At 39.1% G+C, this 17,086-nt stretch carries 14 protein-coding genes and 3 pseudogenes; 13 read left to right on the top strand and 4 right to left on the bottom strand.

The window, feature by feature from the left end; translation table 11 throughout:
• Positions 1-273 precede the first annotated feature (273 nt).
• The 3 genes and pseudogenes from FC65_RS03805 to FC65_RS03795 all read right to left on the bottom strand — a co-directional run bounded on the left by FC65_RS03805 (position 274) and on the right by FC65_RS03795 (position 2,819).
• Entirely contained in the window at positions 274-924 is a 651-nt protein-coding gene (locus FC65_RS03805) for a TetR/AcrR family transcriptional regulator (RefSeq protein WP_035630950.1), read from the bottom strand.
• 12 nt (positions 925-936) lie between these two features.
• On the bottom strand, positions 937-2,100 hold the full coding sequence (locus FC65_RS03800; protein WP_010495348.1) for an ABC transporter permease: 1,164 nt from the start codon (positions 2,098-2,100) through the stop codon (positions 937-939).
• Positions 2,078-2,819 (bottom strand): annotated as a pseudogene (locus FC65_RS03795) (ABC transporter ATP-binding protein). Before FC65_RS03795 ends, FC65_RS03800 begins: the two are co-directional and overlap by 23 nt.
• A 702-nt stretch (positions 2,820-3,521) precedes the next feature.
• Here FC65_RS03795 and dhaK point away from each other — a divergent pair.
• The 12 genes and pseudogenes from dhaK to FC65_RS03735 all read left to right on the top strand — a co-directional run bounded on the left by dhaK (position 3,522) and on the right by FC65_RS03735 (position 15,718).
• Positions 3,522-4,517 (top strand): dihydroxyacetone kinase subunit DhaK, encoded by a 996-nt coding sequence (gene dhaK / locus FC65_RS03790; protein WP_010495344.1) that lies wholly within the window; start codon positions 3,522-3,524, stop codon positions 4,515-4,517.
• 91 nt (positions 4,518-4,608) lie between these two features.
• The gene (gene dhaL / locus FC65_RS03785) at positions 4,609-5,196 is read left to right on the top strand and encodes a dihydroxyacetone kinase subunit DhaL (protein ID WP_056971610.1); all 588 of its coding nucleotides are present in this window, start codon (positions 4,609-4,611) and stop codon (positions 5,194-5,196) included.
• Positions 5,193-5,561: a dihydroxyacetone kinase phosphoryl donor subunit DhaM gene (dhaM, locus tag FC65_RS03780; protein WP_010495341.1), complete on the top strand. Its 369-nt coding sequence runs from the start codon at positions 5,193-5,195 to the stop codon at positions 5,559-5,561. Before dhaL ends, dhaM begins: the two co-directional genes overlap by 4 nt.
• A 525-nt stretch (positions 5,562-6,086) precedes the next feature.
• Complete coding sequence (glpK, locus tag FC65_RS03775; RefSeq protein WP_056971609.1) at positions 6,087-7,589, top strand: glycerol kinase GlpK; 1,503 nt, start codon at positions 6,087-6,089, stop codon at positions 7,587-7,589.
• A 144-nt stretch (positions 7,590-7,733) separates the two neighbouring features.
• Entirely contained in the window at positions 7,734-9,569 is a 1,836-nt protein-coding gene (gene glpO, locus FC65_RS03770; RefSeq protein WP_056971608.1) for a type 1 glycerol-3-phosphate oxidase, read from the top strand.
• 270 nt (positions 9,570-9,839) lie between these two features.
• Positions 9,840-10,550 carry an MIP/aquaporin family protein gene (locus FC65_RS03765; protein ID WP_029605023.1) on the top strand — a complete coding sequence of 237 codons (711 nt, stop codon included), beginning with the start codon at positions 9,840-9,842 and terminating at the stop codon, positions 10,548-10,550.
• 219 nt (positions 10,551-10,769) lie between these two features.
• Entirely contained in the window at positions 10,770-11,474 is a 705-nt protein-coding gene (locus FC65_RS03760; protein WP_056971607.1) for a GntR family transcriptional regulator, read from the top strand.
• A 124-nt stretch (positions 11,475-11,598) separates the two neighbouring features.
• Positions 11,599-12,954 carry a PTS sugar transporter subunit IIC gene (locus FC65_RS03755; protein ID WP_056971606.1) on the top strand — a complete coding sequence of 452 codons (1,356 nt, stop codon included), beginning with the start codon at positions 11,599-11,601 and terminating at the stop codon, positions 12,952-12,954.
• Between the two features lie 174 nt (positions 12,955-13,128).
• The gene (locus tag FC65_RS03750; protein WP_010495329.1) at positions 13,129-13,548 is read left to right on the top strand and encodes a DUF3284 domain-containing protein; all 420 of its coding nucleotides are present in this window, start codon (positions 13,129-13,131) and stop codon (positions 13,546-13,548) included.
• Positions 13,549-13,651: 103 nt separating this feature from the next.
• A pseudogene (locus FC65_RS03745) lies at positions 13,652-14,733 on the top strand (DUF871 domain-containing protein).
• A 289-nt stretch (positions 14,734-15,022) separates the two neighbouring features.
• Entirely contained in the window at positions 15,023-15,346 is a 324-nt protein-coding gene (locus FC65_RS12325) for a PTS sugar transporter subunit IIC (protein ID WP_056971605.1), read from the top strand.
• A gap of 25 nt (positions 15,347-15,371) precedes the next feature.
• Positions 15,372-15,718: pseudogene (locus FC65_RS03735) on the top strand (GNAT family N-acetyltransferase).
• Positions 15,719-16,118: 400 nt separating this feature from the next.
• Here FC65_RS03735 and FC65_RS11485 read toward each other — a convergent pair.
• On the bottom strand, positions 16,119-16,370 hold the full coding sequence (locus tag FC65_RS11485) for a transposase (protein ID WP_235803068.1): 252 nt from the start codon (positions 16,368-16,370) through the stop codon (positions 16,119-16,121).
• A gap of 308 nt (positions 16,371-16,678) precedes the next feature.
• Between FC65_RS11485 and FC65_RS03730 the strand changes: the two genes are divergently transcribed.
• On the top strand, positions 16,679-17,074 hold the full coding sequence (locus tag FC65_RS03730) for a DUF3290 family protein (protein ID WP_056971604.1): 396 nt from the start codon (positions 16,679-16,681) through the stop codon (positions 17,072-17,074).
• Positions 17,075-17,086 lie beyond the last annotated feature (12 nt).

The following is a 17,086-nucleotide window of genomic DNA, read 5'->3' as shown; positions in this document are numbered from 1 at the left end:
TCAATGTGCTTTTTCAACTTTCAACCTTTAGATTCGCTTTAAAAATACTATGACTACTAATAGTGGTAGTAAAATTTAAATATTTTTCTTGTGGGGCAGAAGAAAAAATGGATGAGGTCGCACAAATTTAGGTTCAATGAATAAGTTGCACTGATCAGATTTTACTTTGAAATTTTCCGGCCTTTTAAATAAAAAGTATAAACATTGGCTATAATCTGTTCTTTCTTGATAAATGAGATTTGTGCTAACGCCATAAACACCTCCATTAAGTTATTATGGTTTCAATCCCTTAATTAAAGTTTCAGCTGCGTCTTGACTTGCTTTAGCCACGTCAATCGTTTTATTAGGCTCAAAAATAAGTGGCACCAAATAACTGCACATTGCTCCAATAATAGCACGTAAAATACGAGAAAATTCCCAGTCAACCAACTGTCCTTGTTCTTGATAATATACAAACAGCTCTTTTAATTTAGCAAAGGGTAACTTAGCAAGTTCCATCTTCATTTGATTCCGAATCTTTTGGTTGACCATTGTTTCCCGTACTAAAATTCTAATTTGGGGCAAATTATCAATAACAAATTGCATGCGATCTTGCATAATGTTTTGTAAAAATTCCGTAAAATGAGGGCCTTGTGGTGCCTGTATTCCATTTGCAAATTCACTAGCCACTTTAGGGATCACTTCTGTAATTACAGGTTCTAAGACGGCCTGTAATAAGCCTTCTTTATTATTAAATTGTTGATACACTGTTCCCACCGCAACTCCAGCCAATTGCGCAATCTCCGTAGTACTGGTGTTTTCAAAACCTTGTTCTGAAAAAAGGGTTAGACTTGCCTGTAAAACTGACTTTTGTCGTTCTGAAATATTTAATTCATTTAAGCTTTCTACAAATAAAGAAGAAATATTATTATTCACGTATCTCATCCTCTCCTTTCTTTAAACTTCACGATAGCGTCTCATGGCCCCTAAATTCAAAATTAGGAAAAGGCCAGCAAGGAGAAGCAGAGCTAATAGATTTGGCCAAATTTGTATAAAACCAACGCCCTTAGCAACCACATCACTCATTGCATTTGCACCATAATACAGTGGCATGATATGACCGATTCCTTGCAGCCAGTTAGCCATTTGATCAACAGGAATGATGCCTGAGAAAAAGACCTGTGGAATAACAACGATCGGAATAAATTGCATCATTTGAAATTCTGACGCAGCAAAAGTGGAAATAAATAGTCCCATAGTCAATGCGACAAAAGCCATTAAAACATTGATCAACAACACATACCAAATACTTCCCAAAATTTGGATCTTAAAGACATACGTACTATATAAAACAATTAGCAGGGTTTGTACTAAGGCAAAAATTCCATAACCACTTAGATAGCCAGTAATTATCTCGCCTCGTTTAATTGGAGTTGCCAATAAACGTTTTAAAGTTCCCGTTGTTCTTTCACGTAATAACGCAATTCCTGAAATCAAGAAAACAAAGAAAAAGACTACAAACCCCATCATAATCGGCAAAAATGTATCAAAGAAATTGGTATCCTTGTCACCATAAATATAATGTGTTTTGACAGAGTAGTTTCTGGCGGGATTCTTTTGTTGTTTCGGCATTGAGGCCTGTGTTCCTGGTGAAATGCCCGCTTGCTTTGAAACCATAGTTAACTCTTGTTGTAACTTTTGAATGGCCTGTTTTTGGTCCCTTAAGGCTGTCATCGAAGCGTGGGTTTTTAACTTAACCTGAGCCGCTTGCAAACTTTTCTTTAAAATCGAACTTTTAATCTGATTACTATTTTGTAAAGTCAGTTGTAATTTATCATCTTTTTGTGTCATTACTCCTGCATAATCATGGGTTCGGATCAATTTTTTTGCTGAATCATTCGAAGAAACATGATGTATTTTGATATTATCATTATCAACTGCATTGACTAAGGTTGAATCAACATTACGAACTGCCAAGTCAGCTGTTTGATCATTATTAGACTGAAATAGAAAATACATTAAAGTCAGGATCAGTAACGGACCAATGAACATCATGGCCAAAGTTCTCTTATCACGCAACATTTCCTGTAAAACTCTTTTAATCATTGCCAGTGTGCGCATCTTGTTGCCTCCCTGCTTTCAAAAACACTTCCTCGACACTTTTAACTTTAAATTCTTTGATCAACCGATCCGGCTGTCCCTGAGCAATTGCTACACCATTTCTGATCATCAGTAAACTATCTGACTCTTCTGCGTCGTCCATAACATGGGTCGTTAAGAGAATTGTTTTTCCTTCTTTACCTAACCGGTGTAATTCTTGCCAAATCTGTTGCCGTAATTCTGGATCGATCCCGACTGTTGGTTCATCCAAAATCAATATTTCCGGATCAGCCACTAACGCAATTGCCAAAGATAAGCGTCGTTTCATCCCCCCCAGAATAATCATTGACATGTTTATCCAGATCTTCGTTAAGGTTAACAACTGTGGTTGCATACTTGATCTGAGCGGATAAATTTTTCTGACTCATGCCTTGCATTTGCCCAAAAAAGGTCAAGTTCTCGCGCGCAGTTAAAGTTTCATATAAGGCGTCAGCTTGAGCCATAAAACCGATCTTAGCTAAAATTTTTCGATTTGGCATTGATTCCCCTAGCACTGTAACAGACCCTTGTTTGGGCTTTAGCATGCCCATAATAGAATTGATCAATGTAGTTTTTCCAGCACCGCTGGGGCCAATCAAGCCTAATATTTCACCACTTTTAACGGACAAGTTAATGTCACTGATGACAATGTTTTTTCCATAACCTTGAGCAAGGTCTTTTACTTGAATTGTTTCACCCACCAATTTCACCTTCCATTTTTTATAATCCCTTTTAATAATAAAGAACGATTGAGTTCGCTCTTTTTTGTGAATCTTACCTAAATGTCATTAAACATCAAATTAATGCTCTTGATTATCAACTCGCAAAGAAGGTGCCTCTGTCCAATGCTCAATCAGATTCATCAAGTTGGGTAAGCCATTAATTAGAAAGGGTCGCCTTCATCAGTAAGGAAACCATCTGCATGTGCAAAGATTTTGCTGATTAAAGCTTGTATTTTCTTAGTTTATGGACGTTGCGTAGCACTCTTTAAAGATGTCATATAGTCTTTATAATCAATAAAGACATCTATAAACATCCAATATTCTTCTTTGGGATTTTCGGGAACATCCCTTGTGTAGTAGATTTATAGTGAAAAAGGTCCGGATGCGCTTCTTCAAAATCTAACACTGCTCGGAAACCACGTTCGATTTCATCATGGTCTCCTCTTTTTTGCTTTGAATCCAGAAATTCCTAATTGTATCTATCATAAAAGAGTTGTCCTTTTTTCATTAATCCAAAGCTCATTTCTAATTAATGAATGAACGTTCATTCATTAAAAATAATAGTAACACTATATTCTAAACTGTCAACACAAACACTAAAAACAACTATCTTAAAAACCTTTGTAATCGATTTATAAAATCTAATATAGTACAATAAACAAGAAAGGTTGTGAGTTAATTATGAAAAAGATCATCAATGATGCTGGAAATGTAGTTCCAGAAATGGTTGATGGGTTAGTTCGTTCTTACCCGCAGTATTTACGTCAAATACCTGATACTGAAGCCGTTATGCGTTCTGATGAAGACTCAATGGCTGGTAAAGTCGGGATCGTCTCCGGTGGAGGATCTGGACATGAACCAGCACATGCCGGTTTTGTTGGCAAGGGAATGTTGTCCGGCGCAGTATGTGGACAGGTCTTTACTTCTCCGACCCCTGATCAGATTTATGAAGCAATCAAGCAGGCTGATCATGGTAAAGGTGTTTTCTTAGTTGTTAAGAATTATTCTGGTGATGTGATGAACTTCGATATGGCAAAAGATCTGGCTGAAGTTGATGACATTCAAACCAAGACGATCGTTGTCGATGATGACATTGCGGTGGAAGATAGTTTGTTTACTCAAGGTAAACGTGGTGTTGCAGGAACAGTATTAATGCATAAAGTTCTTGGTGCAGCAGCAGACCAAGGGGCAAGTTTGGACGATTTGGACAAGTTAGCTCAAGCTGTTTTGCCAAATATCAAAACTATCGGGATCGCCTTGCACGCTGCAACGGTGCCGGAAGTTGGTAAACCAGGATTTGAGCTCAAAGATGATGAGATCGAATATGGTGTTGGAATCCATAGTGAACCGGGTTATAAACGTGAAAAAATCAAACCTTCTAAAGAAATGGCAGAAGAATTAGTTACCCAGATCGACAAAACATTGAACTTGGACAGCTCTAAGAAATATGCTGTAATGGTCAATGGCATGGGAGCTACTCCGTTAATGGAGCAATATATCTTTTCCCATGATTTATTAAACTTGTTGAATGGAAAAGATATTGAGCCAGCCTTCATGAAAGTTGGTAATTATATGACATCGATCGATATGGCAGGTTTGTCATTAACGGTCTTTGAATTGAAAGAAGATAAGTGGCTGGACTATTTGAACTACCCTGTAGAGACGATAGCCTGGTAGAAAATCTGAGCCAATTGGCTAGTGCTAAAACACTCTCCTTTTGACTTGGTAAGAGTAGTGAAAATTTGTAGTTAGAAAAGGGCGGATGATAATGGCTTTAACAGTTGACAATTTAACAGAATGGATCAATTCTTTCGCGCAAAAAGTTAACGACCAAAAAGATTATTTAAGTGAATTAGATACACCGATCGGCGATGGAGACCACGGTAATAATATGGCGCGTGGGGTCAAGGCAGTACAAGAATCACTTGAAAATAAAAAACCAGCTGAATTGACTGATGCGTTTAAACAGATCGCTATGGCGTTGATCAGTAAAGTTGGTGGTGCCTCTGGTCCTTTGTATGGTACTGCATTTCTTGAAATGGCAAAAAAGAGTAAGGACACTACTGATCTAGGTGAATTATTTGCTGCTGCAAATGCTGGCATTAAGAAACGCGGCGGTGCCCAAGTTGGTGATAAGACAATGGTCGATGTCTGGGAACCTTTATCTGACCAACTAGCTCAAGGTTCGCTTGCACAAGAAGACATTGATAAAGCAGTTAATGGCACAAGGGGCTTAGTAGCTAAAAAGGGACGTGCCTCTTATTTAGGTGACCGTTCTGTTGGTCACTTGGACCCAGGAGCAATGTCAAGTGGTTACCTATTTACAGCTTTGATCGAAACGGAGGGGATCCTATGACATTAGGGATCACGATCGTATCACATGTACCAGAGATCGCCGAGGGACTGCCCAAGTTATTAAAACAGGTAGCTGCCGATGTTCCGCTGACTTTTGCAGGTGGTACGGATGATGGTGATATCGGAACAAGTATGGAGAAAATCAGTCAGGCTTTCACTGACAATTCTGCTGATGAAATTTTAGCATTTTATGATCTTGGCAGTGCCAAGATGAACCTTGAGATGGCGCAAGAAATGTCAGATAAGACAATTCATTTATATGACACAGCTTTGATCGAAAGTGCCTATACGGCTGCTTCTTTACTACAGGCTGATGTTCCTTTAAATGATATTGAAGAACAATTAAAACCACTGAAAATCAAATGATTTACCAATTAAACGTAAGGATTTTTTCCTTGCGTTTTTTGAATTTGTTGTGTGGCGAAAGCTGTCAGAAAAAAGTACCTTGAAATATTTTTTGCAATATATCCATTTATATTTGCACTATTGTTATAAGTTCGCTATAATCATTTTTATGAAAGCGTTTTAGTTGTGCACTAGTTATTATTGATCTTCAAAATCAAATTTTTTTGACAAAATTATTTACATGAAAGAAGTAGCATTTTTTTCAAAAAATTTAAATATGCTTTTAAGAAATAATTAGCGATTTTACTTATTTTAGTATAGGAAATTCACAAAACTTCATTTATTTAATAAAAAAATTATTTGACAATAAATGCTTTAATATCAGCATTTTTTAACATTATTTAGCAATAGCTAAAAGAATATTGTAAACAATATGGTTGTCAAACTTGGTTTTGAGTTTTATAATAACGTAGTTAAACAAGTAAACGGTTTCTTGTTTTTTAATAAATTAGGGTGTAACGACCATTATACTTAGGAGGATATCAAATGGCAGAAAAATATATCATGGCGATCGACGAAGGAACGACAAGTACCCGAGCAATCATCTTTGACCACAACGGTAAAGAAGTAGCCGATGGTCAACGTGAATTTACTCAGTACTTCCCAAATTCTGGTTGGGTCGAACATGATGCCAATGAAATTTGGAACGCTGTTCAAGCTACAATAGCTGACGCATTTATTAACTCTGGTGTTCAACCAGATCAAATTCAAGGTATCGGTATTACTAACCAACGTGAAACAACAGTTATCTGGGACAAGAAGACAGGTTTGCCGATCTACAATGCGATCGTATGGCAATCACGTCAAACAAGTGACTACGCAAACAAGATCATTGCAGATGGTCATTCAGACATGATCCATGAAAAGACAGGTTTGCTAGTTGATCCTTATTTCTCAGCAACTAAGATCCGTTGGATCCTTGATCACGTTGATGGAGCTCAAGAACGTGCAGAAAAAGGAGAATTGCTTTTTGGGACGATCGATACATGGTTGGTCTGGAGGTTAACGGGTGGTAAGTCACATGTTACTGACTACTCTAACGCATCACGTACAATGTTGTTCAACATCCACGACTTAGCTTGGGACAAAGATATTTTGAAGCTTTTGAATATCCCAGAAGTAATGTTGCCAGAACCAAAAGGAAACTCTGAAGTTTACGGTTACACAATGGATTACCACTTCTACGGCAGCCGTGTTCCAGTATCTGGTATGGCTGGTGACCAGCAATCAGCTCTCTTCGGTCAATTGGCATTGAAGAAGGGTATGGTTAAGAACACTTATGGGACAGGTGCCTTCGTATTGATGAACACTGGTGAAGAACCTATCATCTCGAAGAACAGCTTGTTAACAACTATTGGTTACTCGATCAACGGTAAAGTTAATTACGTACTTGAAGGTTCAGTCTTCGTTGCTGGCTCAGCTCTCCAATGGTTACGTGATGGTATGAAGATGATCGAATCAGCTCCAGAATCAGAACAATTTGCTAACGAATCAGAAAATGATGATGAAGTATACGTAGTTCCTGCCTTTACTGGTTTAGGTGCTCCATACTGGGATTCCGCAGCTCGTGGTTCTGTCTTTGGTTTAACACGTGGTACAACAAACAAAGACTTCATCAAGGCTACATTACAGTCATTGGCTTACCAAACACGTGACGTTGTTGACACAATGTATAAAGATACTGGTATCGAAATCCCAGCATTGCGTGTTGATGGTGGTGCTGCTCGTAACAACTACTTGCTGCAATTCCAAGCAGACTTGTTAGATACACCAGTTGAACGTGTAGCTAATTTGGAAACAACAGCTATGGGTGCTGCATTCCTTGCAGGTTTAGGTTGTGGTTTCTGGAAAGATACAGATGAATTACAACATATGTTTGAAATTGGCCAACGTTTCGATCCAGAAATGGACGACAAACGACGTGATCATTTGTATGCTGGATGGGAACAAGCTGTTAAAGCAACAAGAACATTTAAACCAGCTGAATAGTTAGATCCTAAAATTAAAAAAGAGAGAAGAAATTATTAAGAAGTTGAATGAGGCTAAATACCTTATACAACTCGATCTTAACAAGACTCCGTGAGACGATTTTTTGTTTCACGGAGCTTGACTAAAACGAGGAGGATATTGAAATTGAATTTTTCTTACAAAACAAGAAAGGAAACTATTGACGGACTTAAAAACACTGACTTGGACCTACTGATCATCGGTGGAGGTATTACTGGTGCCGGTGTAGCTATTCAGGCTGCTAAAGCGGGGGCTAAAGTTGGTTTACTTGAAATGCAGGATTTTGCTGAAGGGACAAGTTCCCGTTCTACTAAATTAGTGCATGGTGGTATCCGTTATCTGAAAACTTTTGACGTTGGAGTTGTGTCTGATACTGTCAAGGAACGTGCTGTAGTTCAAGGAATTGCTCCACATATTCCAAAGCCGTTCCCAATGCTCTTACCTATTTACGATACACCAGATCAAACATTTGACATGTTTAGTGTCAAAATTGCGATGGATCTGTATGACCGTTTAGCGGGTGTTGAATCAAGTCAATATGCTAACTATACGATCGACCGTGATGAGGTATTGCAACGTGAACCAGGCTTGAAGAGCGATAAATTACTTGGTGCCGGCGTTTATCTTGACTATGTCAACAATGATGCACGTTTGGTTATTGAAAATATCAAGGGTGCTGCTGAATTAGGCGGTTTGATGGCTAGTCGTGTTAAAGCTGTTAGCGTTTCACACAATGCAGATGGAAAGATCGATGGCGTAACTGCAGAAGATGTTTTATCTGGTGAAAAGTTTGATGTTAATGCTAAGTTGGTTATCAATACTACTGGTCCATGGTCATCTAAGTTCCTTGGCTTGGATGATAAGAATGGTGACAAAGGTCAAGTTATCCGTCCAACGAAAGGTGTGCACTTGGTAGTTGACGAATCAGTATTGAGCGTACCACAACCAACATACTCTGATTCAGGTGTTGGTGATGGCCGGATGATCTTCGTTGTTCCGCGTGAAGGTAAGACTTACTTTGGTACAACGGATACAGATTATACTGGTGATTACACACATCCAACTGTTGAACAAGCAGACGTTGATTACTTATTGAAAGCTATCAACAACCGTTTCCCTGAAGCCAACGTCACGATCGATGATATTGAAGCTAGTTGGGCAGGTATTCGTCCGTTGCTTGGTTCTAACGCTGGCTCTGACTACAATGGTGGTGGTGCTAATACTGGTAAAGTTTCTGATGAAAGTTTCAATAACCTGATCGATACAGTGAATAAGTACAACGAGGGTGAAGTAGAACGTGGTGACGTTGAAAAATCCATCAGTGCTTTGAAACAATCAAGTGGAGAAAAAGAAATTTCTGCTTCACAAGTTTCTCGTGGATCTTCGCTGGATGTTGGTGAAGATGGACTGATCACATTGTCTGGTGGTAAGATCACTGATTACCGTAAGATGGCTGCAGGTGCTATGGAATTGATCACTAAGACATTGAAAGATGAATTCAATGTTGTGATCAAAGAAATTGATTCCAAGAAATTGCAAGTTTCCGGTGGTCACTTTGACCCAACAAATGTTGAAAAGACATTAGACTTTTACACTAAACTTGCTATTGGCAAGGGTATTCCACAAGATGAAGCAGAAGATCTTGCAAACCGCTTTGGTTCAAATACGGGCCGAGTTGTTTCATATGCAGCACATGTGGAAACTGCGCCTGGATTGACATTAGCTGATACGATCAGTTTGCATTATTCGATCAATGAAGAAATGACATTGACTCCTATCGATTATCTCTTGCGTCGGACAAACTTTGTTTTGTTCCATGAAGACAAGCTTGCTGCAAAGAAGGATGCGATCGTTGATGAAATGGCACGTGTCTTGGGTTGGTCAGATGATGAAAAACAAAAACAAGCTGACGAATTAAACGATCTTATTGCAGAGACAAGATTGGATGCATTAAAAAAATAAGTGAGTGAAGCAGACCGGGAGACACTGAGCACTAACAAACTTTCGAATTATATTGCGATTTTGGCAATATGACGGGGAAGTTGGCTAGACGGAAGTGTCTGGCCTGAGCAACTCGCTATTAAGTGAAAAGTGGCGTCTATTTGGCAAATCACTAATCGCTTCACAAAAGCATTCAAGCAGTGGATCAAGTATCCATGTATCACATAGAATATTTAAAATTAGGACAAAAAAGTTGTTCCAACACACATAGGAGGAAATATTATGGGAACTATTACTACACAGGCGATCGGTGAATTCATCGGTACTTTCGTTCTTCTTGTACTTGGTAACGGTGTTTGTGCCGCTGTCAACTTGAACAAATCAAAAGCTCAAGGTTCTGACTGGGTCGTTATTGCACTTGGATGGGGCTTAGGCGTTACAATGGGTGCTTATGTCGGCGGTATGATGGGCCCGGCTCATCTTAACCCTGCCGTAACAATTGCTTTTGCTGTTATTGGTTTAACAAAATGGGCAGCTGTTGTGCCATATATAATTGCTCAAATGCTGGGTGCTATTCTTGGTGCTGCAGTTGTTTGGCTTGCTTACCGTCCGCACTGGGAAGCAACAGAAGACCCAGACACAATTTTAGGAGTTTTTGCTACAGAACCTGCTATCCGCAGCTTAGGTAATAACTTCATTACTGAAGCCGTTGGTACTGCTATATTGGTACTTGGATTGGCAGCATTTGGTCATGGCTCAATGGCTGATGGTTTGAACCCGCTGGTAGCTGGGAGCTTGATCGTAAGTATTGGTCTTTCACTCGGTGGACCTACTGGTTATGCTATCAACCCTGCCCGTGATATGGGACCTCGTATTGCTCACGCTATTTTGCCAATTGCAAATAAAGGCGGCAGCGATTGGGGTTACAGTTGGGTACCATTCTTTGGACCTATTGTTGGTGGTATCATTGGCGCATTGCTCTTCGCCGTACTACCTATTTAATTTAAAATTTTACCAGCTCCGGGACTTCACAAGTCTCGGAGATTTTTTTTGAATAAATGAAAACGTTTTATTAATTTTAATGATCTTCACTGGTAATATAATTAGTGGGCACTAATGTGATGAGCGCCGACATATTTAAAGTGCAATTCTTGTTGTTAATGTAAAAAAGATCGGACTACATTGCCCACAGTCAAAAATTAAGGAAAGGAGGAACAAATAATGTATCATAAAGTGGCTGAAAATATCATTCAGGCAATTCTTGCCAATAAGTATTCAGACAAATTGCCCACTGAAAAGGAGCTCGTTGAGGAATACCAAGTCAGTCGTAACACTATTCGTAAGGCGCTTGATGTTGTTTTTGCGCATGGTTTGCTTCGACGTGTTCGTGGAAGTGGATATTATATTATAAAAAGACCACTCCAGTCACAAACAGTTTTGAACTTGTCGATCGGGTTTGATAAAAATTCAATGGTATCTGGCGGTCCATTGAAGTCTAAGGTCGTTAAGTTTGATACGATCCAAGCTGATGAAAACTTGGCCCAATGGGGAAATGTAGCTATAGATACAAGGGTTTATCGTGTAATAAGATTACGATATTTAAAAGACCACTTGTACTCTTTAGAAGAATCTTATTTTCCACGTGAAGTAGTCCCATTTCTTTCGAAAGAAAGTGTACAAAGTTCTATTTTTAGTTTCTTGCGAGATGCATATCAGATGACAGGAAGTACCTCTGAAAACTATGTGCATGTTAACAAACTGGATGAGTGGCAAGCAGATTTGATTGGATGGCAGCAAGGTGAGCGCATTTTGTGTCTTGATGGGATCAACTATTTGGTAAATGGAAAGGTCTTTAACTTTTCCAGGACTTATTTTGTTTATGATAACTTAGCATTGTATTATCATACACAAAATATTGATTTATAGTAGTTCTTATAGAAGTTTAGTATCAGGGGAAATATTTAAAGAATGTCCATTTAAGTCAAATTTAATGAAAACGATTTATTTTAATATTTGGCTTATGCTATATAAGATAGGAGTGTAATGTAAAGTGAACGCATTTATAAATTGGTTAAATAAACATGTTGTTCCGATCGCGGCTAAAATAGGTTCGGTTCGCTGGTTGATCGCACTGCGTGATGCCTTTATCGCTATTATGCCAGCAATGATGGCAGGTGCTGTCGCTAACGTTTTGAATGCTTTGATCCGTGATATTCCTACACAGTTGCACTGGATGGGTATTGTATCTTCAATGCAATGGCTGATCGATATTAATGCCATGGTTTGGACTGGAACTTTAGCAATTTTAGGTTTAATTTTCTCATTTACGTTTGGTTACCAATTGGCAGCTCAATATAAGGTCGAGCCTATTACTGGCGGGATCGTTACTTTGGGTTCATTTATTATTAGTTTGCCTCAAAGTGTAAACTTGCACTTAGGCTCAGCTTTAAGCAAAGGTGCTGTTAAGACTTTGACAGATGCTGGAGCTGCAGTTGCGGGCAAAGATGTTTCTATGTGGGGTTATTTTAATTTTGGCCAATTTTTCGGATCAACTGGTTTCTTTACTGTTATGATCATGGGTGCCATTTCTTCAACGATTTATATTTGGTTGATGAAGAAAAACATTACGATAAAGATGCCTGATTCAGTTCCGCCCGCTGTATCTAATGCTTTTACGGGGATCATTCCGGCCACGGCGGCTTTATATGTAGCCGGGATCATTGGGTATATATTTAGCAAATTAAGCACCACAGTTATCGAATTCATTGCTAAAGTGTTGCAAGATCCATTGTTGAATTTAAGCCAGGGTTTTGGTGCGGTACTTTTGATGACCGTTTTAGTCCAAGTCTTTTGGTTCTTCGGTATTCATGGAACCAATGTTTTAGGGCCTGTTATGGATAGTATCTGGTTAACAGCTCAGTTAGCTAATATCAATGCCTTTCAACAAGGAAAGGCATTGCCATACTTGTGGACACGTAATAGTTTTGATTTGTATGCTTGGATCGGTGGGGCAGGGTCTACTTTACTCTTGTTATTTGCGATTTTAATTTTCTCTAAACGCGATGACCAGCGCTCAGTGGCAAAATTGTCGATTGCACCAGGCTTCTTTAATATTAATGAGCCTGTGATGTTTGGGATGCCGATCGTGTTAGACCCGATCTACTTTATTCCATTTATCTTAGCACCTTCTGTCATGGTATCTATCGCTTATGGTGCGGTTTCACTGGGTTTGGTTGAACCGATCAAGAATCAGATCATCTGGTCAATGCCTCCGGTCCTGAATGTGTTGATCGCTACGATGGATTGGCGTGCGGTCGTACTCCAACTGTTCAATATGTTTGTTGGATTTTTGATTTATATACCGTTTGTTAAGGCAGCTAACAAGCTTAAACCTGCGGAACAATGAAGTCAGCTAAAAACTTTCTAAGTTTACTACTTGGAATCAGTATTGTACTACTCTTTTGCAGTTCCTTGCTCAAGCTGCCTGCTCGTTTATGGGTCATAGGAATTGGCATAGCTGGTGTTATTGGTACTGGCTATTCCTTGCATAAAGTACGTAAACAAGAAAGGATAAGTAAGAATGAAAATTAATGTGACTTTGAATGCGCCAGTGGAATTTTTATACCAGCAATTGATCGAATCAGCTTTAGAAGATATTCGTAAACAAGTTGGTAAAAAAATTTCTTGGCGTGATCTTCCCAATTATACTTATGAAAAGAAATGGGTCAGTGGTCGAGTAGCTAAAATGCACATCGATTCAGCTATTCCGAGTCAAGCATATGGCTATACAATGACTACTGCAGACCAAGAATTTATCGTAGAATATCGCTTAAAGAAGAAAGATGATACCCATACGATTTTGGAGTACACTGAGGATAATCATGCTAAAGACGCAAAAGTCAAAGCTAATCAAAATATAGGTGCTTTTACACTGGGGTGGCTGCGTAAACACCGCTTTAAAAAGATGGCTAGAAAAATGGCAGAACAGTATTATAAATAAGTAAATGAGACAAAGTGGTTTGAAGCATAGAACTAACGGATTTTAAAATCGTTGTTTGGTGCAAAAATATGTGTGCACTTATAAAGAGATAAGAGGTTGGACAATGAGACAGTTAGGAATTTCAATTTATCCAGATCAAAGCAGCTTTGAACAAGACCAGCAGTATTTACAATTAGCACATCGATACGGTTATACAAGAATTTTTACCTCTTTGTTGCAGTTGAAAGGCGACGGCGGAAAAGACATTTTAGGCAAGTTTCGTCAAACGGTGGATTACGCCAATCATTTAGGCTTTAAGACAGTCGTTGATGTCAATCCTGATCTGTTCAAGGAATTGGGGTTAAAATACACTGACCTCCATGTGTTACATGACTTGGGTGTCTGGGGCATGCGGCTTGACGAAGGCTTTACCGGTATGGAAGAGGCGCAAATGACTCATAATCCGTACGGTCTCAAAATCGAATTAAACATGAGTCAAGGTACGAACTACCTGGACAGTATCATGGCGTATGCACCAGAACTGGACAATTTGATTGGTTGTCATAATTTCTATCCGCAAGAATATAGCGGCTTGAGTGATGAGATCTTTATGGATTATTCGCGAAAGTACCGGCAGTATAGCTTGCATACAGCAGCTTTTGTTTCTTCGCATGCAGCTACTTTTGGTCCCTGGCCGGTCAATGAAGGCTTGCCGACCATGGAAAGCGACCGGCAAAGACAAATATACAGTCAGGTGACTCATTTGAAGTTGACTGGCATGGTCGATGACGTGATCATCGGGAATGCTTATGCTTCAGAAGACGAACTAGCTACCGTAGCGGCAGCTTTCATACACTGCATGTTGATCTTGTTGATGAAACAACAGCTTTAGAAAAAGAAATCGTTTTGACGCCTGCGCACCTTTATCGAGGCGATACTTCTGAGTACCTGTTACGTGATACCTTGCCGCGAGTCGTACACAGTGCCGAAAGCATTCCAGCACGTACTAACGGCAGTAGGTTGACGCGCGGGGACATTGTGGTGGTCAATGACGGTTACGCCAGATATAAAGGCGAGTTGCAGATCATCTTAAAGGAGATGCCAAATGACGGGCGGCGTAATGTTGTTGGCAAGCTTTCCGATAGTGATATGCTCTTACTAGATTTGATCAAACCATGGAGCACATTTAACTTAAAGAAAGTATGATTTAGTAACTAAAAAATATTTGAAGAAAGCAGTTTTAGCTTGAAAAGGCTAAGGCTGTTTTTTGGCTACTTGAATTGTCAAATTAAATGCAACACTTTACCAAAATAAACCTCATATGGTGTCTTTCAATCCAAACACTTTTTGCTTTGAATTCATTACCTGGCATCTTGGTATACACCTTACTGGTCAGCGTATTGTGGGTCTGTCTGTGGTGTTCACAGCGATATAACTTTGGAAGGAATCGCAGATCCGATCTTCTTGCAATTTTTAGCCGCAAATGGGACCGCTTATGCTAATCACCAACCACTCCCATATGTCACAACATCGGTTTTCCAATTGTTATGAATTCGATCACGATGATCCCATTTATCTTCGTTCCGTTAGTCTTGGCAACTCTATTTTAATAAGCATTGGATGGATTGCTGCTCCCTCAGCAATGGTCCCATGGACAATGCCGCCGATCAATGGGCCGCTAATGGCAACGGGCTGGGATTGGAGAGCGGCAGTTTGGTCAGCAGTCGAATTGCTCCTGGCTGGCGCAATGTATTTTCCATTCTTTAAAGTTGCTGAAAAGCAGATGCTTGTTAAAGAAGCCAATGACACAAATGAATAATTTTCGTTATTAGGAGGTTTTAAATTTGCCACAATTTCGTTTGAACAGCGCAGAAGATTTCGAAAAATTTTATCAACTATATTTCTATGCTTTCAATGCGCTAGATGAACCTAGCTGGCGCAAATATTTTTTTGAGCGTTATCAACATGGTTTGATATATGGAATAAAACAAGGTGAAAAATTGACTAACGGCTTATATAGCCTGCCATTTAAAGTTGACTTTCATGGAACTAAATATTTGATGAGTGGGTAGGGGATGTGGCAACAGCTCCAGAAAGTGCTGGACAATGTGGAGCTAGTACTTTATTACAAGCAGCGCTAAATGAAATGTCAGCTAATAAAGTGACTCTATCATATGGGGCACTTCACTAGTTAAAGCAGCCAGTGCCGTTTTCTTTTTTGCATGTACTTATTTCGAGTATTATAGTTATATAGCATACAAGTATAGTACTTTAGGATCGTTTTTGACTGAACAGCTAACTGACGGAACCCTTAATATTTGGTAAGAGATGGTTGTTTGATGAAGGGACAAGAGACACGTGGTTTTAAGTCAAGTGAAGGTGATAAATAATTTCTGACAGTTTTCTAGGGAAGACTAGATTTTTGGCAAACTTTAATAAGCCTCAAAGTGCTAAAATTTTAAAACTTGAGGCCAGGCGCAGTGCTTACAACAACTTGAAACAGTTCTTTTTGAACTAGACCACTTCTTCTGGTTGATAGATTTGGTGCCTGCTTAGTAGATAGTAGATCACCCTGATCAGTTTTCTTGCGGTTAAAGGCAAGGCTCGTTTACGCAGTGCATTTTTGATTTCGGACATCTTTTAGCAAAATGCTTCTTAAAGACTGGGTCATCACGGATCATTAAATTGGCAGCTTCAATTAAATAATACCGTAGGTAAGTATCTCCAGTATGCAGCATGGGTGTTTTTTGTCCTTCGAAGTTGCCTGATTGGTTTCTTTTCCAGGCTAAGCCTACATATTTAGCTAGTTTAGTTTCAATAGTAAAACGCTCAATCTGATCGATCTCAGCTAGAATAACTGCCGAATAAACGGGCCCGATTGCCGGGATCGATTGGAGATCTGACCTTTAGAAACCACCTTTAAGACTTCTGCGAGCGTTTTTTTGAGTTGATCGATACAGCATAAGATGATTATCTGGGCGGCAGTCTTTAAATATAGTTGCACTACAGGAGGACCAAGCCTATACCAGTTGACCAAAGCCAATGACAATTAAAGGTTATCATGTAGTGTCCAACAAAGAAAGTCGTAATAGTCACTAAAACTTGGTTTAAAATCCAATGTTTAATTTTAATAATACGAGGAGGACCACAAATGCAGTTTTATACATATCAATATTTACTTGATAACCAAACTAAATTCCCATATACGAGGATCATTGTGATCACAGTGTTAGCAGTGACCTTTATTGCACTGCTGATTCGGTATTTTTGGGATAAAGGTGATGTAAAATATAAAGATTTAGCAGTTATCGTGGGCACCATGCTGATTTTGACGGCGGCGATCCAGTTTAATGATTACACTAACTTAAAAACTAGTACACAAAAGAGCGGACAAGAGGTTTCTTTAGTTAAAGATGTCGCCAGAAGATTAAAAATTAAACCGCAGAAGTTGAGTGTGAATAGTACACAAACGGATAGTGGGGATATTTTAGTCAAAAGTCCGCACGGTTATTATCGCATAATCTTTAACCTGAATTATTCACCATAAGTTCTCCAAGCA

It is taken from the genome of Ligilactobacillus acidipiscis DSM 15836, from assembly GCF_001435755.1.
Taxonomy (GTDB): Bacteria; Bacillota; Bacilli; order Lactobacillales; family Lactobacillaceae; genus Ligilactobacillus; species Ligilactobacillus acidipiscis.
This window is presented reverse-complemented; position numbering and strand designations above follow the sequence as displayed.

What these genes read in the sequence shown, in the direction of transcription:
- FC65_RS03730 (WP_056971604.1), top strand. Translation starts at nt 16,679, where the DNA reads ATGCAGTTTTATACATATCAATATTTACTTGATAACCAAACTAAATTC.
- dhaL (WP_056971610.1), top strand. Translation starts at nt 4,609, where the DNA reads ATGGCTTTAACAGTTGACAATTTAACAGAATGGATCAATTCTTTCGCG.
- dhaK (WP_010495344.1), top strand. Translation starts at nt 3,522, where the DNA reads ATGAAAAAGATCATCAATGATGCTGGAAATGTAGTTCCAGAAATGGTT.
- FC65_RS03800 (WP_010495348.1), bottom strand. Translation starts at nt 2,100, where the DNA reads ATGCGCACACTGGCAATGATTAAAAGAGTTTTACAGGAAATGTTGCGT.
- FC65_RS03750 (WP_010495329.1), top strand. Translation starts at nt 13,129, where the DNA reads ATGAAAATTAATGTGACTTTGAATGCGCCAGTGGAATTTTTATACCAG.
- glpK (WP_056971609.1), top strand. Translation starts at nt 6,087, where the DNA reads ATGGCAGAAAAATATATCATGGCGATCGACGAAGGAACGACAAGTACC.
- FC65_RS03805 (WP_035630950.1), bottom strand. Translation starts at nt 924, where the DNA reads ATGAGATACGTGAATAATAATATTTCTTCTTTATTTGTAGAAAGCTTA.
- FC65_RS12325 (WP_056971605.1), top strand. Translation starts at nt 15,023, where the DNA reads ATGCTAATCACCAACCACTCCCATATGTCACAACATCGGTTTTCCAAT.
- FC65_RS03760 (WP_056971607.1), top strand. Translation starts at nt 10,770, where the DNA reads ATGTATCATAAAGTGGCTGAAAATATCATTCAGGCAATTCTTGCCAAT.
- dhaM (WP_010495341.1), top strand. Translation starts at nt 5,193, where the DNA reads ATGACATTAGGGATCACGATCGTATCACATGTACCAGAGATCGCCGAG.